The sequence below is a fragment of the Allomesorhizobium aridi genome (assembly GCF_043769475.1).
GTDB lineage: Bacteria > Pseudomonadota > Alphaproteobacteria > Rhizobiales > Rhizobiaceae > Allomesorhizobium.
Map to the genome: position 1 here is coordinate 5,129,424 of NZ_CP171729.1, position 18,976 is coordinate 5,148,399.

17 protein-coding genes, 1 tRNA gene and 3 pseudogenes are annotated in these 18,976 nt (G+C 63.3%); 12 read left to right on the plus strand and 9 right to left on the minus strand.

Going from position 1 to position 18,976, the window contains the following annotated elements; genetic code table 11:
- The first annotated feature begins 210 nt into the window (after positions 1-210).
- A complete protein-coding gene (gene ybaL / locus ACG873_RS27345) occupies positions 211-2,037 on the plus strand; it encodes a YbaL family putative K(+) efflux transporter (protein WP_394888870.1) in 1,827 nt (608 codons plus the stop codon).
- A 3-nt stretch (positions 2,038-2,040) separates the two neighbouring features.
- Here the strand turns inward: ybaL and ACG873_RS27350 are convergent, their stop codons facing one another.
- Both ACG873_RS27350 and ACG873_RS27355 read right to left on the minus strand, forming a co-directional pair.
- Positions 2,041-2,790, minus strand: a complete 750-nt coding sequence (locus tag ACG873_RS27350) for an SDR family NAD(P)-dependent oxidoreductase (RefSeq protein WP_353643668.1) — start codon at positions 2,788-2,790, stop codon at positions 2,041-2,043.
- A gap of 158 nt (positions 2,791-2,948) precedes the next feature.
- A pseudogene (locus tag ACG873_RS27355) lies at positions 2,949-3,999 on the minus strand (transglycosylase domain-containing protein).
- Here ACG873_RS27355 and ACG873_RS27360 point away from each other — a divergent pair.
- On the plus strand, positions 3,998-4,204 hold the full coding sequence (locus ACG873_RS27360) for a hypothetical protein (protein WP_394893829.1): 207 nt from the start codon (positions 3,998-4,000) through the stop codon (positions 4,202-4,204). The pseudogene ACG873_RS27355 and the gene ACG873_RS27360 sit on opposite strands and share 2 nt — an antisense overlap.
- A 152-nt stretch (positions 4,205-4,356) precedes the next feature.
- Here ACG873_RS27360 and ACG873_RS27365 read toward each other — a convergent pair.
- The 3 genes and pseudogenes from ACG873_RS27365 to ACG873_RS27375 form a co-directional block, all read right to left on the minus strand.
- Positions 4,357-5,165, minus strand: a pseudogene (locus ACG873_RS27365) (transglycosylase domain-containing protein); the annotation flags it as partial.
- A 182-nt stretch (positions 5,166-5,347) separates the two neighbouring features.
- The gene (locus ACG873_RS27370; RefSeq protein ID WP_394888871.1) at positions 5,348-5,677 is read right to left on the minus strand and encodes a hypothetical protein; all 330 of its coding nucleotides are present in this window, start codon (positions 5,675-5,677) and stop codon (positions 5,348-5,350) included.
- A 565-nt stretch (positions 5,678-6,242) separates the two neighbouring features.
- Entirely contained in the window at positions 6,243-8,174 is a 1,932-nt protein-coding gene (locus ACG873_RS27375; protein WP_394888872.1) for an adenylate/guanylate cyclase domain-containing protein, read from the minus strand.
- Positions 8,175-8,361: 187 nt separating this feature from the next.
- Here ACG873_RS27375 and ACG873_RS27380 point away from each other — a divergent pair.
- Positions 8,362-8,589, plus strand: a pseudogene (locus ACG873_RS27380) (hypothetical protein); the annotation flags it as partial.
- Here the strand turns inward: ACG873_RS27380 and ACG873_RS27385 are convergent.
- Positions 8,577-9,497, minus strand: coding sequence for a class I SAM-dependent methyltransferase (locus ACG873_RS27385; RefSeq protein WP_394888873.1), 921 nt, complete (start codon positions 9,495-9,497; stop codon positions 8,577-8,579). The pseudogene ACG873_RS27380 and the gene ACG873_RS27385 overlap by 13 nt on opposite strands.
- Before the next feature lie 391 nt (positions 9,498-9,888).
- Between ACG873_RS27385 and ACG873_RS27390 the strand changes: the two genes are divergently transcribed.
- Positions 9,889-10,278 carry a hypothetical protein gene (locus ACG873_RS27390; RefSeq protein ID WP_394888874.1) on the plus strand — a complete coding sequence of 130 codons (390 nt, stop codon included), beginning with the start codon at positions 9,889-9,891 and terminating at the stop codon, positions 10,276-10,278.
- A gap of 130 nt (positions 10,279-10,408) precedes the next feature.
- Here ACG873_RS27390 and ACG873_RS27395 read toward each other — a convergent pair.
- Positions 10,409-10,498 (minus strand) — tRNA-Ser (locus ACG873_RS27395).
- Between the two features lie 304 nt (positions 10,499-10,802).
- On the opposite strand from ACG873_RS27395, the gene ACG873_RS27400 reads away from it, so the two are divergent.
- The 5 genes from ACG873_RS27400 (at position 10,803) to ACG873_RS27420 (ending at position 14,802) form a co-directional block, all read left to right on the plus strand.
- Positions 10,803-11,123 carry a hypothetical protein gene (locus ACG873_RS27400; protein WP_394888875.1) on the plus strand — a complete coding sequence of 107 codons (321 nt, stop codon included), beginning with the start codon at positions 10,803-10,805 and terminating at the stop codon, positions 11,121-11,123.
- Between the two features lie 60 nt (positions 11,124-11,183).
- Positions 11,184-11,849, plus strand: a complete 666-nt coding sequence (gene msrA / locus ACG873_RS27405) for a peptide-methionine (S)-S-oxide reductase MsrA (RefSeq protein ID WP_394888876.1) — start codon at positions 11,184-11,186, stop codon at positions 11,847-11,849.
- A 227-nt stretch (positions 11,850-12,076) separates the two neighbouring features.
- Positions 12,077-13,066: a BMP family lipoprotein gene (locus ACG873_RS27410; protein ID WP_394888877.1), complete on the plus strand. Its 990-nt coding sequence runs from the start codon at positions 12,077-12,079 to the stop codon at positions 13,064-13,066.
- Positions 13,067-13,215: 149 nt separating this feature from the next.
- Positions 13,216-14,409, plus strand: a complete 1,194-nt coding sequence (locus tag ACG873_RS27415) for an MFS transporter (RefSeq protein WP_394888878.1) — start codon at positions 13,216-13,218, stop codon at positions 14,407-14,409.
- A gap of 27 nt (positions 14,410-14,436) precedes the next feature.
- Positions 14,437-14,802, plus strand: coding sequence for a VOC family protein (locus tag ACG873_RS27420; RefSeq protein WP_394888879.1), 366 nt, complete (start codon positions 14,437-14,439; stop codon positions 14,800-14,802).
- A gap of 3 nt (positions 14,803-14,805) precedes the next feature.
- Here ACG873_RS27420 and ACG873_RS27425 read toward each other — a convergent pair whose 3' ends face one another.
- Both ACG873_RS27425 and ACG873_RS27430 read right to left on the minus strand, forming a co-directional pair.
- A complete protein-coding gene (locus tag ACG873_RS27425) occupies positions 14,806-15,237 on the minus strand; it encodes a hypothetical protein (protein ID WP_394888880.1) in 432 nt (143 codons plus the stop codon).
- A gap of 100 nt (positions 15,238-15,337) precedes the next feature.
- The gene (locus tag ACG873_RS27430; RefSeq protein ID WP_394888881.1) at positions 15,338-15,547 is read right to left on the minus strand and encodes a SlyX family protein; all 210 of its coding nucleotides are present in this window, start codon (positions 15,545-15,547) and stop codon (positions 15,338-15,340) included.
- 212 nt (positions 15,548-15,759) lie between these two features.
- Between ACG873_RS27430 and ACG873_RS27435 the strand changes: the two genes are divergently transcribed.
- Genes ACG873_RS27435 through ACG873_RS27445 form a run of 3 tightly spaced genes read left to right on the plus strand, consistent with a single transcriptional unit; the run spans position 15,760 to position 18,976 of the window.
- Positions 15,760-17,292 carry an ABC transporter ATP-binding protein gene (locus tag ACG873_RS27435; RefSeq protein ID WP_394888882.1) on the plus strand — a complete coding sequence of 511 codons (1,533 nt, stop codon included), beginning with the start codon at positions 15,760-15,762 and terminating at the stop codon, positions 17,290-17,292.
- Positions 17,289-17,840 carry a cysteine hydrolase family protein gene (locus tag ACG873_RS27440; protein WP_394888883.1) on the plus strand — a complete coding sequence of 184 codons (552 nt, stop codon included), beginning with the start codon at positions 17,289-17,291 and terminating at the stop codon, positions 17,838-17,840. The genes ACG873_RS27435 and ACG873_RS27440 overlap by 4 nt, the downstream gene beginning before the upstream one ends.
- Positions 17,837-18,976: an ABC transporter permease gene (locus tag ACG873_RS27445; RefSeq protein WP_394888884.1), complete on the plus strand. Its 1,140-nt coding sequence runs from the start codon at positions 17,837-17,839 to the stop codon at positions 18,974-18,976. Before ACG873_RS27440 ends, ACG873_RS27445 begins: the two co-directional genes overlap by 4 nt.

An 18,976-nucleotide genomic window follows, 5' to 3' on the forward strand; every position in this document is an offset into this window, starting at 1 on the left:
TGCGCTGTAATGATTTCGCCGAGGGCCGTGCGCTCGTCACACGGCCCTCGTGCGGTTGCTTGGGGCAGGCGCAAAAATTTTCATTAAATGTACCGACGGCCGGATATCCCGCCAAGTCGGGGTTGCGCGGGGACTGACCTCTCCACCATATTGGAATCGCGGCGACTTTCGCGGCAGTCCTCCATTTTCTAGAAAGGCGCACTCTGAACAATGCCGCATGAAACGCCCCTGATCGCAACTATCGTAGCCGGTCTGGGGCTGGCATTCATCTTCGGGGCGCTGGCTAACCGTTTTCGAGTGCCGCCGCTGGTCGGCTATCTCATCGCTGGCGTTCTCGTCGGCCCGAACACGCCCGGCTTCGTCGCCGACCAGAGCCTGGCGCTGGAACTCGCCGAGATCGGCGTGATCCTGCTGATGTTCGGCGTCGGCCTGCATTTTTCGCTCAAGGATCTTCTATCGGTACGGGCGATCGCGATCCCCGGCGCCGTGGTGCAAATCGGATTTGCGACGGCGCTGGGCGCCGGCCTCGCCTGGATGCTGGGCTGGCCCGTCGGCGCCGGCATCGTTTTCGGTCTGGCTTTGTCGGTGGCGAGTACGGTCGTGCTGCTGCGCGCATTGCAGGAGCGCCGCATGATCGAGACCGAGCGCGGCCGCATCGCCGTAGGCTGGCTCATCGTCGAGGATCTGGCGATGGTGCTCGCACTGGTGCTGCTGCCGGCGCTCGCCGGTGTCCTCGGCGGCACGGAGCAGGCGACGCAAAGCGATGGCGGGCTCCTGTCATTGCCGTTCGACGCCGGCATATGGGGCGTCGTCGGCATCACGCTGGCCAAGGTCGCCGCTTTCGTCATCGTTATGGTCGTGGTCGGCCGTCGGGTCATTCCGTGGGTCCTGCACTATGTCGCGCATACCGGCTCGCGCGAATTGTTCCGGCTCGCGGTCCTCGCCATTGCGCTCGGCGTCGCTTTCGGCGCGGCGCAACTGTTTGGCGTATCGCTGGCGCTCGGCGCGTTCTTTGCCGGCATGATCATGAGCGAATCCGAACTGTCGCATCAGGCGGCGGAGGAATCGCTGCCGCTGCGCGATGCGTTTTCGGTGCTGTTCTTCGTCTCCGTCGGCATGCTGTTTGATCCGACCAGCCTGTTTCACGAGACCTGGCCGATCCTGGCGACGCTGTTCATCATCGTCATAGGCAAGTCGGTGGCGGCATTCCTTATCGTCATTGCTTTCGGCTACCCGATCGCCACCGCGCTGATCATCTCGGCCAGCCTGGCGCAGATCGGCGAATTTTCTTTTATCCTTGCCGAACTCGGCGTCGGCCTGAACCTGCTACCCGAGCAGGGGCGCGACCTGATCCTCGCCGGCGCGATCCTTTCCATCGTGCTCAACCCTCTGGTCTTTGCCAGCGCCGAGCGCCTCAAGCCCTGGCTGGAAAAGCGGACAGGAAAAACCACTGTTGCCCCTGCGGCCAAACCGGTCGCGCCGGCGACGGAGCCCGGTGAGGTAGCGACGTTGGCCGAGGCCGAAACGCCGGCCGACAACGGCCCGCCGCCGATGACCAAGCTCAACGAGCACACCATCCTCGTGGGCTACGGCCGGGTCGGTGGCCTGGTCGGTCAGGCGCTGAAGCAGGCCCGCTTGCCGTTTCTCGTCATCGAGGACGCCGACAAGACGCTTGCCCGGCTGCACGCCGACGGCATCGAGACCGTGGCCGGCAACGCCGCCAAGGGCGACGTCTTCGCCTCGGCCAATGCCGTCGGCGCCAAGCGGCTGATCCTCGCCATCCCTAACGCCTTCGAAGCCGGCCAGATCATCCTGCGCGCGCGGGCCGCCAATCCCGCCATCGCCATCATCGCCCGCGCCCATTCCGACGCCGAGGTCGAGCACCTGAAAGGGCTCGGCGCCGACACTGTGATCATGGGCGAGCGCGAGATCGCGCGCGGCATCGTGGAACAGGTTCTGGAAGGCAGCACGGAGCCGCCTTTGTCGGGCGATGGGCCTGACGAGCCTAAGCCGGACGACCCGCCGCCTGCCGCCTGATCCTCAGACGTGCTGGCCGCCATTGATGTGGATCTCGGACCCTGTGACATAAGACGCCTGGGTCGAGCACAGGAAGAAGATGATGTCGGCGACTTCCGAGGTCGCGCCGAGCCTGCGCAGCGGTATCGTCTCGACGATCTTTTCCGTGCCCGGCGACAGGATCGCCGTGTCGATCTCGCCGGGGGCGATAGCGTTGACGCGAATGCCGTGCGGACCGAAATCGGCCGCCATCTCGCGGGTCAGCGAGCCGAGGGCCGCTTTCGAAGTGGCGTAGGACGTTCCGGCGAATGGATGCACGCGGGTGCCGGCGATCGAGGTGACGTTGACGATCGAGCCGCCTGCCGCTGCCAACTCTTTGAATAACCCGCGCGCGAGCATGATCGGCGCGAAGAAATTGACCTGGAACACGTCGCGCCAGAGATGCATCGGCGTATCGATCGAGTTCATCCGGCTGCCGTCCTTGAGCTTGGGCGAAATGCCGGCATTGTTGACGAGAGCGTGGAGCTTGCCGCCATGCGCTTCGAGCCGGTGCCGTATCTCCGAAATGGCGATGCCGACGTCCTCCTGATCGGCCAGGTCGACCTTGATATGGTCGTCGGGGCCGGCCGGCCAGGGGCAGTCGGCAGTGAACGCCTGTCTGGAACAGGTGATGACGCGCCAGCCCTCGCGCGAAAAGCGCTTCACCGTGGCATGGCCGATGCCGCGGCTGGCGCCGGTGAGGACAATGGTTTTTCGGGTGTCTATCTCGGCCATAGGATCAATCTTCTCCAACCCGCTATGTAGCCGATGCCATTCAAGCTGGCGAGAGGGCGATCCCTCGTCTCAAAGGCGATCGATTCCGATTGAATCGCCTCTGCTTGTTCTTCCGCATGATCTTATCCGAAAAGTCTGCAACTTTTCGGGATCAAGCTCTAGTTGCCCAGGATGATGTCCAGGATCGAGGTCTGGCGCTTCACCGCCGGACCGCCGACTTCGGCCGACGGCACCGGGCGGCGTATCGAAGCGGTCGGCGCGTCCTGGCGGGGCAGTTCAAAGCCGCCGGCGGCCTCGACCGTCTCGACGGCGCGCTTCTGACGGGCCGGCTGCGGCGCTGTCTTTTCGGTCCCAGCGATCGCATCGGAAACAGCATCCTCGAAGCCAGGCGTCGTCTGCGGCGTGGGCGTCCATGAGCCGGGCAGGCGCGCCACCGGCACGCCCTCGTGCGCCGCCACCATGAACTCATGCCACGCCTGCGCCGGCAGGGCGCCGCCGGTGACCTTTTTCATCGGAGCGTCGTCGTCGTTGCCGAACCAGACGCCGGTGGTCAGATTGGCGGTGTAGCCGACGAACCAGGCGTCGCGCGACTTCTGGCTGGTGCCGGTCTTGCCGGCGGCCGGCCAGGCGAAGCCAGCCTTGGTGGCGGTGCCGGTCTCGACCGTTCCGGTCATCATCGAATTCATCATGCCGACGATCTCGGGCCGGATGACGCGCGGCGCGGAGCCGCCGGTGTTTTCGTAAAGCACCTCGCCGGAGGTCGTGGTGACACGCCGGATGAAATGCACTTCCGGGCGGTAGCCGCCATTGGCGAAGGGGACATAGGCCGCGGTGAGCTCCAGCGGCGTGACCTCGGACGTGCCGAGCGCAATCGAGGTGTTGGCCTGGAGCTCGGATTCGATGCCCATGCGATGGGCGGCCTCGACCACGGCTTCCGGGCCGACCTCCATGGTGAGTTGCGCCGCGACCGAGTTCAGCGATTTCGCCAGCGCCGTCGCCAGCGTGACCTTGCCGAAATATTTGCCGTTGTAGTTTTCCGGCGTCCATTTGCCGATTTTTATGGGCGCGTCGGTGCGGACGCTGGCCGGTGTACGGCCCTGCTCGAGCCGCGGCCAGGAAGACGAAGGGCTTGAAGGCCGAGCCGGGTTGTCGGCGCGCCTCGGAGGCGCGGTCGAACTGGCTGTTGGCGTAGTCGTAGCCGCCGACCATGGCGCGCACCGCGCCCGAATTGTCGATCGACACCAGCGCGCCCTGGCTGACGTTCAGCTTGTCGCCATTCTCCACGATCAGCCGGCGGATGGATTTTTCGGCGATATCCTGCAGCGTCATGTCGACCGTCGTGTCGACGATGATGTCGGCGCGGACATCGCCGATCAGGCCGGGCAGCTCCTCCATGATGCGGTCGGCGACGTAGTGCTCCGAGCCGGTCCAGTAGGCGGCGGCGCGGGTTGCCGGCGCGCTCATCGCTACGGTGAGTTCTTTCTCTCCGATCATGCCTTCGCCGCGCATCGCGGCCAATACGAGCTGCGCGCGATCTTCGGCTGCCTTCGGGTCGCGCGCCGGCGACAGCCGCGACGGCGCCTTCAGCAGGCCCGCGAGAAGCGCTGCCTCCGAAAGCGTCACGTCGCGCGCCGACTTGCCGAAATAACGGCGCGAGGCCGCTTCCACGCCATAGGAGCCGGAGCCGAAATAGACCCGGTTCAGGTACATTTCCAGGATCTGGTCCTTGGTGTGCTTGTGCTCCAGCCAAAACGCCAGCAGCACCTCCTGTACCTTGCGCTCGATCGTCCGGTCGGGTTTCAGGAACAGGTTCTTTGCAAGCTGCTGGGTAAGCGTCGAGCCCCCTGCGAGAAGCGGCCGCTGGTAACATTCTCGAACACCGCCCGCGCGAGCCCGATCGGATCGATGCCGAAATGCGAATAGAAACGGCGATCCTCGATCGCCATAACCGCCTGCGGGATATAGGGCGACATTTCGTGCAGCCCGACCGCCTCGCCGCCGGTCATGCCGCGATTGGCGAGAAGCTTGCCGTCGACGGAAACGATCTTGATGTTGGGCGAGCGGTCGGGGATGGCCCAGGTCGTAGCGCTCGGCATCTGCGCGCCGTACCAGGCGACGATGCCGGCGGCTGCGATGCCACCCCAGATCGCCATCACGAAGCACCAGTAGAACAGCCTCGCGAACCCGCCGAACAGTCCGCGCCGCTTTCTGGTCCGGCCGCGCGCGGTCTTGGCGGATTTGCGCTTGCCTGCTGCCGGCTTGCGATGGCGCGGCAAGACGCGGTCGTCCTCGCTCGCCGAAAGACCCTGCGAGGATTTTCCCCGCGACGGCCCGTCGAACGTCGGTTCGATCCGCGTCTTTTCCCGGTTCGCCATGCCGTCCGCTGTCCAGTCCCGTTTGCCGGCGCCGGATTGGACAGTAAATGCGGCGATTTAAGGGGGCGTTAAGCCGGGCGCGGCTCCGGCGCGGTCCCACCAACTAACGACGTTTTGGCGTGTCCGACAAAGAAAAGCCCGCCCCGGTCGACCGGAGCGGGCTTCGCTCGCTTTCAGGATTGTTACATCCCGCCGATGGTCCGGCACAGATCCGTGAATCTCACGTCGTCGTTTTTGTCGCAGGCCACCACCAAGCTAGTCCTGTCGGTCTCGGGCAAGGCCAGGTATGTGGTCCTGATCTCTACTTCGGGACGCAGGGTCGTCATCCCTTCATCCACATAGAACCGATGGATGTTGGGTCCTTCGAGATAGGTGGGGGCATCGGTTGCGCCGCCTCCTGCATCATCGTCGGTGCCGAGCGCGTCTGGCTGGGTGGCGCCAGTTTCCTGGGCGTAGACGGCTCCGGAGAGCGAGAGAACGACGGAGAATGCCGTGGCTAGAAGAATTTTCATGGCCTTTACTCCTGTACGGATTTCACGGGTCATTTCACTGACCCCTCGGTTTCAACAGCCGTGCCAATGAAATGTTCCGAGTTTTGCACGGCGAGCGAGTGCCCGCCGCCGCCTGAAAAAGTGGCTTTCCGCGGCTCTCAGGGGCAAATCCGCATCATTTCACGCATCTTTGATCGTAGCGTACGGCAAAATCCCGCCCTGCGGCCACGCAATCACGCAATCGCGGGGGAAGCCTATCTCACGCCCTGGGTGGATTCCCCCGGCAAAGGCCAGGAGGAATCCGAAGGGCGCGACACGGTTTCAGGCTTCCGACCGCGGATTTTTCAGGATGCGTGCTGTGACGCTGCTCCTCAAACAATGAAGAAATCGGCGTTGGTGAGTGCAAGCCCGGCGACAAGCTGGGCGAACTGCACCGTCCCTCCGACGCTGCTGCCATCAGCGTCATAGATCAGCTTGCCGGTGCTGCTATCGTAGATGATGCGGTCGTCGGCGTCCTGCGCCGTACCATTCCCAAAGCGTCGGCTTCTTCAAAGCGCCGGTCAGCGCCATGGAAGCGGCATGTTACTCAGCCCGCTTGGGCGCGGTGAACGTCCATAGGGGGCGATGCTGACGTCGCGACTTTGCCAAGCTTGAAGACCTCAGTCGCCTCGCCGCGTCCGCGCAGCCGGTGCTTGCCCGCCGGGATCGTTTCGAACCTTTCGTTGAGCCGCGACGCAGTCTCGCCGGAAATGGCGATTGCTGCGGTGGCGCCCGGTTCGAGCTGCTTGCCGAGGTCCTGCAGCCGTTGGCTGACATTCACGGTGTCGCCGACGATCGTATAGTTGACGCGGTCGGATGCGCCGATATTGCCGACGATGACGGAGCCCGTGTGGATGCCGATGCGGACATGAAGCGGAGGCCGGCCTTCGCCGACCGCTTCCAGATTGTCCTTCTCCAGCTCCTCGCGGATCGCCGCGGCGGCGCGGACGGCCGCGGCGGCATGGCCCTTCAGACGGTCCGGCGCGCCGAAGAACGCCAGCATGCCGTCGCCCAGGAACTTGTCGACAGTACCGCCATGTGCGTCGACCGCGCCGCACAGGATCGCGAAGTGGTGGTTCAGCAGCCTGGCCGCGGCGGCGGCGTCCATCTGCTCCGACAGCGTGGTGAACCCGGCGATGTCGGTGAACATGACGGTGACGACCGCTTCGCGCGGTTCGGCGATGCCGACCTCCCCGGTGCGCACCAGCTTGGCCACCAGCGAGCGCGGAATATAGGTCGAGAATGCACGCAGACCGATCAGCATGGCATTGAACGCCGAAGCCTGGTTGTCCAACTCCAGCACCCTGCTGCGCGGCAGGGGGCTCACGCCGTCGAGATCGAAATCGGCAACGCGCATAGCCTGGCCGGCGATCGCCTGGATAGGGCGCGACAGGCGCCTGCCAAGTAGAATCGCTACGATGACCGCCACCGCCATCGCCCCAAGACCAAGCAGAGCTGACCCCATGACCCGCTCGATCTCGTCACTGATCTGACTGCTTTCGAAATACCCGCCGATCGTCCAGGGCTTATCGCCATAGCCGGTGATCTTGCGGGTGATGGCGATGTAAGTGTTCTCTCCTTCCCATGAGGTAGGATCGTCTCGGTCATCAACGCGGATCTCGGCGATTTCTATGTCGCGGGCGTGGCGCGTGTCGAACTCCCGCTCTACCTTGCGCGAGCTATATGCGGCCAATACCGGATCGCCATACGTGGCCAGCGGCGTCAGCGGCAGGACGCCATTCTTCAGAGCGTCGGGATCGGCCAGCCTTTGGTCGGCGAGCACGCGATCTTCGCCATCGAGAATGAAGGCATGCGTGCCAAATCGCGATGACAGCTCCCGCGTGATATCGGACAGTTTCTGCAATTCGACCGCCGCGATCACCCATGCATGCGTCACGCCATCACGTGCCAGCGGCACGGAGACATGCGCGTATAGGCCGAACTCGTTGGCCACGAACGCCCCCCACTGCCGGCCGCCGACCCGTCGGCGTTGCTCGAGCGCGGCGCGGACTTGGGGCGACTTCTCGGGCTCGGCCGGAAAATGCTCGATCGCGCCCGTTGCAACGTTGTTTTCGATGGAGCGCGCGGCGCCGCGGCAGACCAGGTCAGGGGTGCAGATCAGCATCGCCTCGACCCCCGAAGCGGCAGCTAGAGCACCGGCAACGGCTGCAGACATCGCCCCGTCGTCGATCTGGAACTCGCCCTGGGCATAGAGCTGCGCGATGCCGTTCACCGCGTTCTCGGCGTCTCCCATCTCGGCGCGCAGCGAGTCCTCCATCGCGTCGATAAGAAGCGTTGATTGCGCGCCGAGCAGGTCGAACGTGTTGCGAAAATTGGCACCGACCGACAAAGCGAGCACACCGCCGACCGACAGGAACACGAGCGTGCCGAAACTCAATGCCATGATGACGGCAACGGGGATGCGACGCCGTTTCTTTTCGGAGCGGACCAGACGCGTTGGTTGTGCGGACGTGCTCATGCAGCCAATGTCGCAATGCGCCACCGCATTGCAAGCCCGGTGACGGCCTTAAGGAGAGGACGCGCCCGAAGCATTCGTACCAATGTGGCGCCGATGTTTCCAGCGCCTATGATTCCGATCCTCATAGGGGGTGTCCCTTTCGTAAATATAGAAGAGCGCCCGCCTCAGCCGCGGGCGCCTCGAAGAGATCCTGACGGCACTCGCCGCCGTGCTGGCCTTCATCCCCCTCACGCACTCCGTCTTCTGGGGATCGATGGCCTATACGCTGATCGGCGGCACGGCGGTCGGCACGGTGCTGATCCTGCTCTTCCTTCCCGCGCTCTATGCCGCGTGGTTCCGGATCAAGCCGGCTTCGGATGAGATCCATGAGGAGCCATCCGACTCGACAGATGAAAAGGTGTTCTACGCGCCTTGAAATCTCAACCATTTCCGGGCGAGATATTTTCTCCACTTAGGGAGGCGATAAACCGGATCGGGGATCGGCCTCTTCGGCTGCCTGGGGTCGAACTCAAGCACCACCTCGAAGAAGTCGGTTTTCAAGTCCCATTCGGGATATAGGCCGAGAGTCTGTTCGTTTGCGTCGTAATACTCGCGGTCGAAATGAACCTGCCAGAAATGCTCGTGGGTAATGAAGAACCCAAGCTGGCGGAAGTAGAACAGATATTGCTGGTAGGTCAGCTTGTTGACCCAAAACGCCCAGCCAAGGTCCGGCCGGTTGAATCGTGCCCTGATCTCATCAGGTGAAAACATCAGGTGCGGCCACGGTTCCTTGACTTGGCGGTACAGATGGCTGGCGATGGCCGACCGATAGAGATTTGCGCGCAGAAATTTCTTCCCGGTTGGTTTTAATAGCCGCTGGCAGTGCTGCAGTGCTGACCAGGGATGCCGGATGTGCTCCCATACCACGAAGGAAATAATTAGGTCGAAGCTCTCGTTTTCGAGCGGCGGCGGATTGGCGATGTCGCCCTCAATCAGACGGATGCGCGGGTGCTGCTGAACTTCCGGCCAGTTCGGGTGCGTCAGCGGGTCAATACCGACGACATCACAACCGTATTCCGAGGCGAGGACAACGCTCAAATCCCCAAGGTGCGGGCCGATTTCGAGAACGTGTTTGCCGCGCAGATCGAGCAAAGAATCCAGATGCTTAGCGTTTTTGCGGGCGCGTTTCACGCGCGAGTCGTTGTCGTATTGCGGTTTCGTTACCTCGCTCTTTATTTCGGAGCCCAGGAATTTTGCTATGGGCGTTCGACGCGGAGCAACAAACCCCATACGGGCCAACACCCGGCGGGCCAGCGACCGGCCAGCCTTAATGAGAACCCTCATCCTTTAGGAACCCCTCCGTCTGCGACAGCCGGCAGGATAAACGTAAACGGTCGCCGCTTCCAGTCAAACGCGGCGGGGCTTTTTTGCGTTCAGCAGTCTCGCTTGACCCCCGGATGCAGGTAAGCCGGCGGGGTTTTCATCCACGGCGCTGTATCGGCAGTAATGGCCTCAATCGCGCTAATAATCGCCGCATTGAGTTCTGTCAGCGTACGCGAATGAGCGCTCGACGGTGCGATGACCGCTCTGGCCTGCTGCTCCCGAGGCAATCGTCTGTCGAGAGCGTCGTTACTATGGCGATGAAATCGAGCGCGGCCTGTCGGGCGGTGGTCTGACACGTCTTGGCGAAGAAAAACCGCTTCGCGTCTGGTCGGCCAAAGACCTCGCATGGGAAGTGGAGTTTGATGAACGTCAGATAGCAGGCAAGCGCATCAAGAGCGAAGCGCGTCGGGCTGACATCCGCAACAAGCTGAAGGACACCAAGCGGCAACTCGCGTTCGCAAAAAAGTACGAAGCCGAATGCGCTCGCATCCTGAAAGCCTCGGGCATCCGCGCTGCCCAAACGCGCGAAGCTGAAACGGCGAAGGCGCTGACCGCTCATGTCGACGCCATAATGGCGCTCTCTGAAACCTCGATGGCGGGCATCATGATAAAGGCGCAGGCGATGTCAGCATGGGGCAAGTGCAGAATGACGAGCGGCCTTTGCGGGCTTCTTGAAGCGAGGAAGTGGGGGCCGAAGTTCGCTGCCTCCATCATTCGGCTCTCGGAAGGCGATGCGGCATGACGAAGATGAGGCTGCGGCGCGCACGGTTCATTAAGGGTGGCGTCGCCAACCCGAATTAGGGGTGGGATTGGCTAGTTCTGCCCGTGTTTCGGAAACTAACAACGAGTTCAAGTGCTTAGGCATGGGCGTATGGCGGAGAGAGCGGGATTCGAACCCGCGATACGGTTCCCCGTATACACACTTTCCAGGCGTGCGCCTTCAACCACTCGGCCATCTCTCCGCATGCGTCCGCTTCCGGCCAGAGCCTGATCCCGAAAGTTGCAAACTTTTCAGACGAGATCATGCGCTGATCAAACTTCGGAGCCCGTTCGATCGTTGGGCTCCAAGGCATGGCGGACGCCGGGGCTCATCTAGTCGATCTCGCGGCGAATGCCAAGCCGCGCGCCGTGCATTGTTTGTCGGTTGCGACCATATTTCCGCCGCTGCCGGCTTCGCTCCCGCCCTTGGACCTTCAAATTCGCGTGTGGCTGATTGCGAAGTGTCGCACCGCACCATATGTCTCGTCTCGAAATCTGAGGATATGAATGGTGCGCCTGCTGTTCCGGCTGCTTGCGATGATCGCGCTGGCTGTCGCCGTCATTATGGCGGTGCTGGACGCCACGCGCACCATAGCGGCCGAACAACTCGTGCTGACACCGCTCAATACCAGCTGGATGACGATGTCGCCCGACACGCTGGATGCCGTGCGGGTTTTCGTCCAGGACCGTATTCACCCGCTGATCTGGGATCCGGTCGCGGTCCTGGTGCTCGGTTTGCCCGGCTTTGTCGTCTTTGGCGCGATCGCTTTCCTGCTCTATGCGATCGGCCGCCGGCCGCAGCGGCGGGTTGGCCGTTTTGCCGCGTGAAATTGACATCCGGCCGCCGCAGCCGCCGGTGGATCGCCCGAACAAGGAAAGGAATTGCAGATGTTCTTCCTGAGCGACATGTTGAACAAGAAGCTGAACCTGCCCAAGCCCGAAGAGGCGCTGCCGGGCCGTGACAGGCCGATCCCGACCGCCTCGACGCATTTCGTTTCCGGGCGGCCGCTCAAGGGGCCTTATCCGGAAGGAATGGAAAGGGCGATGTTCGGCCTTGGCTGCTTCTGGGGCGCCGAGCGCATGTTCTGGCAGATGGATGGTGTATGGGTGACCGCGGCCGGTTATGCCGGCGGCGTCACGCCCAACCCGACCTACCAGGAAACCTGCACCGGCCTGACCGGCCATACCGAGGTCGTGCTGGTCGTGTTCGATCCGAAAATCATCTCCTATGCCGAGCTCCTGAAGGCGTTCTGGGAAAACCACGACCCGACGCAAGGGATGCGCCAGGGCAACGATGTCGGCACCACTTACCGTTCGGCAATCTACACTGTTGGCGATGAGCAGTACCAGGCGGCAGTCGCCTCGCGCGACGCCTACGAGGCTTCGCTGCGCGGCGCGGGCCGCGGCAAGATCACCACGGAGATCGCGCCGGCGCCGGAATTTTACTTCGCCGAGGAGGATCACCAGCAATATCTGGCCAAGAATCCCTACGGCTACTGCAATCTAAGGGGCACCGGAGTTGCCTGCGCCATGCCGCAGGCTGCATCGGCATAGAGCGGTTCCCCGGGCTGCCCCGACCAGGCCGTTTCGGCCGTTAACCTCGCGGGATGCTTGCCTCGCGGGGTTTTCCAAATGGTCAAGATTCCGCGTGAATTTTGTTTTTCGCCGTGCAAGAGTGGCTGCCGAGCGGGGGCGGAGCCCTGCGCCAAATGCTGCGAAGCGCCCGGGGAACGAGCTTGACGCGGCATCCAACGAAAAACAACCGACAGGGTGTGGATCACATGAAGCGTATGGTTCTTGGCCTTCTGGCCGCAACAGCAATGTCCTTCCCGGCTTTTGCCGCGGACATCAAGCCGGCGATCATCTACGATCTCGGCGGCAAATTCGATAAATCCTTCAACGAATCGGCCTTCAACGGCGCCGAGAAGTTCAAGTCCGAAACCGGCGTCGAATACCGCGATTTCGAGATCCAGAACGACGCCCAGCGCGAGCAGGCGCTGCGCAAGTTTGCCGAGGACGGCAACAACCCGATCGTCATGGCAGGCTTCTCCTGGGCCGCTACCCTCGAGAAGGTTTCGGCCGATTTCCCGGACACCAAATTCGCCATCATCGACATGGTCGTCGACAAGCCGAACGTCCGTTCGGTCGTCTACAAGGAGCAGGAAGGCTCCTATGTCGTCGGCGTGATGGCCGCCATGGCCTCTGAGACCAAGAAGGTCGGCTTTGTCGGCGGCATGGACATTCCGCTGATCCGCCGCTTCGGCTGCGGCTATGTCGGCGGCGCAAAGGCTGCGGGCGCGACCGATGTCATCCAGAACATGACCGGCGACACGCCCGCCGCCTGGAACGACCCGACCAAGGGCGGCGAGATCGCAAAGTCGCAGATCGACCAGGGCGCGGATGTCGTCTACGCAGCCGCCGGCGGCACCGGCGTCGGCGTGCTCCAGGCCGCCGCGGATGCCGGCAAGCTCGGCATCGGCGTCGACTCGAACCAGAACGGCCTGCAGCCCGGCAAGATCCTGACCTCCATGGTCAAGCGTGTCGACGTCGCGGTCTACAACGCCTTCATGGACGCCAAGAACGACAAGTTCACGCCCGGCATCAACGATCTCGGCCTCAAGGAGGGCGGCGTCGACTACGCCATGGACGAGAACAACAAGGATCTCGTGACCGAAGAGATGAAGGCAGCGGCCGAAAAGGCCAAGGCCGACATCATCGCCGGAACCATCAAGGTCCACGACTACATGTCGGACAATTCCTGCCCGTACTGATCCTAATTTCAGGAAATGAAGCCGCCGGCCTCGCGCCGGCGGCTTTTTTGTGGCCGGTGCGATCCGGCGGCGTCATCCGGAAACATTCATGCCCGAGTAATGCGGAGCCGACGCCTGTTGCGTGCGCGGCGGACGTAAAGGACAAGCCGATGACCGACAAAAGCATGCGCCTGACGGCGATCGCGGCTCTGCTCCTGGCCGGCATCCTGGCCGGAACCCAACTCGGCAAGATCGCGCCGCTGGTCGGCTGGTACCAGGACGACATCGGCTTCTCGCTGGTCCTGATCGGCTGGCTGACCTCGACGATCGGCATATTCGTGGCGCTGGCGGCACTTCCGGCCGGATGGGCCATCGAGCGCGCCGGCATGCGTGTAAGCTTCGCGGCAGCCTGCGTGGTCATGGCCGCCGGCGGCATCGCGCTCGCCTTCCTGCAGAAGCCTGAAGCCATCCTCGCTGCCCGCACCGTCGAGGGGGCCGGTTATCTGGTCTTGGTCATCGCCATTCCGGCGCTGCTAAATTCCATCTCGCCGCCAACTTGGCGCGCGCCAGTTTTGGCGATCTGGGGCGGCTTCGTTCCGGTAGGCTTCGCCGTCGCCGATTTCATGGCGGCCCGTATCCTGCCGGCGGGCGAGACCAACTATCTGCTTGCGGCGATCCTGGGCTTTGCGCTGTTTGCGGCCGCAGCGACCCCACTCGTATTCAAAGTCGCGGATTTCGATGGCCCGCAGCGCCCCAATGCGGAAGAGGGCGGCGGCGCGTTCGCCGCCACGATGACCGCCGGCGTGGCGCTGATCTCGCTCGCTTTCGGCGTCTATGTGATCCTGTCGGTCGGCTTCTTCGCCTTCATGCCAGCCTTCATCGCGGGGGGTGCATCGGCAATCGTGCTCTCGGCCGGAACGATCGCGCTGCTCGTTCCGCTCGGCAATCTCCTGACCGGCTGGCTGGTGCGCGGCCGCGACGCTCGCTTTGCCGCCTGGCTTGCCGCAATCGGCTTCGCCGCGACCGCGGCGGCCGCCTTGCCGGCTTTCGCCGGGACATCGGGTTGGTCCGCAACGCTCGCGGCAATCGTGCTGGCGATCTCGGGCGGTGTCACCGCTTCGGCGCTTTTTGCCTCTATTCCCTTGATTCTGCCGAAGGGCGGCTCGGCCGCTGTCGCCATAGGCCTCGTCTGCCAGGCTGGCGGTATCGGCACTGTGTTCGGCCCGCCGCTTGCCGGCCAGGTCATCGAGAGTTATGGCTGGCCGGGATTCGGCTGGTTCCTGGCGGTGTCGTCGGCGATCGGAATCGTGACCCTCACACCGCTGCTGATCGGAAGATCCCGGAGGCCGATCGTCGTCCGGTGAACCGGGCGCATGCAAGGGAGAGCAACAATGGCCAAGGTGACCGGCATAGGCGGATTCTTCTTCCGCGCGCGCGATCCGAAGGCGCTCGCCGCCTGGTATGAGACGCATCTCGGCATAGACGACATAGCAAGGACGGTGTGGCGGCAGCAGGCGGGGCCGACCGTGTTCACGCCCTTCGCCGAAAACACCGATTATTTCGGGCGCGCCGGGCAGCAATGGTTGATCAATTTCCGCGTCGACGATCTCGACGCGATGATGGCCGATCTCAAGGCGGCGGGTATCGCAGTCGAGACCCGTGCGGAGTGGGATTCGGAAGCCGGGCGCTTCTGCCGCATCCATGACCCGGAAGGCAATCCGATTGAACTGTGGGAGCCCTCGGCGGACAATCGGTAGAACTCACGGGTTGGTGCGTTCAACCATCCCAGGCGCTTCCGGAACGCTGGACATGCCTGCGACGTAGCCGAGTGCGAAGGCGGCGATCAGGCTGGCAGCCACGAGTGCTGTACGCCAGCCCCGGACGGAACGCAGGCCGACGCGATGAATGGCCACCTTGGGACCGGCTGTTTGCGGCATTGCTGCCAGGGTTATGGCAGGCGCGACGCCGCGCATTTGCGGCATTTCGGCGATGCGCTCAGAGATCGCCCGCCATTTGCTGTCCGGCGTGGGACCGGCGTCCAGCACATGCATCCGCTCGGCAATGCTCAGCACGGCGTCGCGAAAAGCCCCGTCGCGCTCGAGATCGCGTTCGGCGCGCTCGCGCTCCTCGTCATCCATCAGGCCGAGCACGTAATGGCCGGCCCGCGCCAGGCGATCGCCTTCATCGATCATGGCAACCCTCCGTTCGGCAATCATGCGACCGGCGGGCCAGCCCGTAAAGAGGCCTGTGTTCAAGAGAATGGGATCGCCGCCGAGAGACAGTTTCGCCGCGCTACCAGTGCGGCGGCCTGGTCACCGGCACGTCCGCCGCGCCTTGTTCCTCGAGCGCCAGAAAGCGGGCGGCCAGCGCATCGACCTTCTTTTGCAGGCTCTCGATCACCTTCCACTGCTCGACGATCTGAGTGGAAAGCTCCTCGATCGTCTTTTCATGTTCGGCGGCGCTGATTTCAAGCGTCGTCAGCCGGTCGCCGGGCATCGTCATCGTAGAATACCTCATCCTGCTTCAGCGTGGCGGCCAAAGGCCGCAAATCGCTGGATAGGAGATTGATTATAGTGCTCGGCCGGTCTTGGGAAATTGACAATCGCACCGGGATTTGCCGAGAGTGATCCTGATCCGCATGCCGATTGGCACCGCAAAGCCGGCATGCTAGTTTTTGACCAAGCGATAAAAAACAACAAGAGGTGGGACGTCGCATGGCGGAGGCCGCAATCGAGCTTGTCGGCATCAACAAGAGCTTCGGCGCCGTGCGTGCCAACCGGGACATCAATCTCGAAATCCAGCGCGGAACCATTCACGGCATCGTCGGCGAAAACGGCGCCGGCAAGTCGACGCTGATGTCGATCCTGTATGGTTTCTACCAGGCCGACAGCGGCGAAATACGGGTCGGCGGCAAGCCCGCGGTGATCAAGACGCCGAACGACGCGATTGCCGCCGGCATAGGCATGGTGCATCAGCATTTCATGCTGGTCGAAAATTTTTCAGTCATCGAAAACATCATTCTGGGCGCCGAGGGAGAAGCGCTGCTGAAAACCAGCATTTCCAAGGCGAGATCCGAACTGGTGCGGCTGGAAAAGGAATACGGCCTCGAAGTCGATCCGGATGCGCTGATCGAGGAATTGCCGGTCGGCCTGCAGCAGCGCGTCGAAATCCTCAAAGCGCTCTACCGCAGCGCCGATATTCTCATCCTCGACGAGCCGACCGGCGTCTTGACGCCGCCGGAGGCCGATCACCTGTTTCGCATCCTCCAGAAGCTGAAGGACGAGGGCAAGACGATCGTCCTCATCACCCACAAACTGCGTGAGATCATGGCCATCACCGACAATGTTTCGGTGATGCGGCAGGGCGCGATGGTCGCGACCCGCGAGACCGCCAGAACCACCGTCGGCGAACTGGCCGAATTGATGGTCGGGCGTCGCGTGCTGCTCAGGGTCGAAAAGGGCGAGGCGAAGCCGGGCGCAGTCAAGCTTCAGGTGAAAAACCTGACTGTGAAGGACTCCCGCGGCGTCACCATGGTCGACAACGTCTCCTTCGACGTGCGCGCCGGCGAGATCGTCGGCATTGCGGGCGTCGCCGGCAACGGCCAGTCGGAGCTGATCGAGGCAATTTCCGGCATCCGCCGGGCTATCTCGGGCAGCGTCGAACTGGACGGCGAGACGATCGACGTGACCGGCGTTGCCGATCCCGGCGAATTGCGCGACCGCGGCCTCGCACACGTGCCGGAGGACCGCCATCATGTCGGGCTGGTTCTGGCCTTCGAGGAGAACGAGAATTCGATCCTCGGCTATCACGACAAGCCGCAATATCTCAAAGGGCCGTTTCTTAACATCGAGGCGATCCAGAAGGACGCCGAGGAAAAGATCGCGAAATACGACATCCGGCCCGGCAATGCGCGGCTGAAGACCGCCAATTTCTCCGGCGGCAACCAGCAGAAGATCGTGCTCGCGCGCGAGATGGAACAGGATCCCGGCGTGCTGATCGTCGGCCAGCCAACGCGCGGCGTCGATGTCGGCGCCATCGAATTCATCCACAAGCGCCTGATCGCCATGCGCGACCAGGGCAAGGCCGTGCTGCTGATCTCGGTCGAGCTGGACGAGATACGCTCACTGTCGGACCGCATCCTGGTGATGTTTGCCGGCCGGGTCGTCGGCGAGCGCGGCGAAGACGCGACCGAAGGCGAGCTTGGCCTGCTGATGGCCGGCGTCGAGCGCCAGGAGGCCGCCGAATGACGACGCCCGCGCTTCTCGTCATCGATGTGCAGAACGCGATCGACGATCCCAAATGGGGCCGGCGCGGCCAGCCGGAGATGGAACAGACCATCGGCGAACTGCTGTCGGCCTGGCGCGAGCGGCGCCTGCCGATCGTCCACATTCGCCACGATTCGACCGATGCAGCCTCGCCCTACCGGCCGGGCACGCCCGGCAACGAATTCAAGGCCGAGGTCGCGCCGCAGCCGGGCGAGCCCGTGGTCGACAAGCGCACCAACAGCGCCTTCATCGGCACCGACCTGATGGATCTGCTCGACGAATTGCAGGTCAGCCAGTTGGTTCTCACCGGCGTGCTGCTTGAAAATTCAGTCGAGGCGACCGCCCGCATGGCCGGCAATCTCGGCTTCGAGGTGGTCATCCCGGAAGACGCGGTGGCGAGCATCGACCGCACCGACCTGCGCGGCAGGCATTGGCCGGCCGAGGATGTGCACGCACTGACGCTGGCCATCCTCGATAAGGAGTATGCGAAAATTTCTGACGCAAGATCGGTCATCGAGGCCCTGCCATGAGCGCGCCTTACGCAAAACTCCCGGGCTGGGCCGATTACGGGCTGATCCCCATAGTCAATCTGCTGGTCGCGTTCCTCGTTGCCGGCGTCGTCGTGCTGCTCGTCGGCGAAAATCCGCTGAGCGCCGCCGTCATCCTGATCGACGGCGCCTTTGGCAACGGCCAGAACATCGCCTACACGCTCTACTACGCCACCAATTTCATCTTCACGGGGCTGGCCGTCGCGGTGGCGTTCCATTCCGGCCTGTTCAACATAGGCGGCGAGGGGCAGGCCTACATTGCCGGCCTCGGCGTTGCGCTGGTCTGCCTCACCTTCGACGCCGTCCTGCCCTGGTGGCTGACATTTCCGCTGGCGATCATTGCTGCGGCTGCGGTCGGCGCGCTGTGGGCGCTCATCCCGGCCTATCTGCAGGCCAAGCGTGGCTCCCACATCGTCATCACCACCATCATGTTCAATTTCATCGCGGCCAGCGCGATGGTCTATCTGCTGGTCGACGTGTTGAAGCCGGCCGGTTCGATGGCGCCGCAGACGCGCGATTTCCTCGATGGCGCGCAACTGCCGAAGATGGGCTGGCTGCTCGAATCTTTCGGCTTGGCAGTGCGCTCCGCCCCGCTGAACATCTCCTTCCTGCTGGCGCTGCTTATGGCCTTCGCGGTCTGGGTGCTGATCTGGCGCACCAAGCTCGGCTACGAGATGCGCACCTTCGGCTTCAGCCCCAAGGCGGCGCGCTATGCCGGCATTTCGGAAAGCCGCATCATCATAATCGCCATGATGATCTCGGGCGGGTTGGCCGGCATGATGGCGCTCAATCCGATTATGGGTGACCAACATCGCGTGGCGCTGGATTTCGTCGCCGGCGCCGGCTTCGTCGGCATCGCCGTGGCGCTGATGGGGCGTTCGCATCCGGCCGGCATAGTGCCGGCGGCGGTCCTGTTCGGAGTGCTCTACCAGGGCGGCGCCGAACTCGCGTTCGAGATGCCCAACATCTCGCGCGACATGATCGTCATCATCCAGGGCCTTGTCATCCTGTTCGCAGGAGCGCTGGAACACATGTTCCGTGCGCCCATCCAGGCGGTATTCGCCTCGTTCAGCCCGCGATCGGTCGGGGTCGCGGCGCCGAAGGGGGAGGGCGCCTGA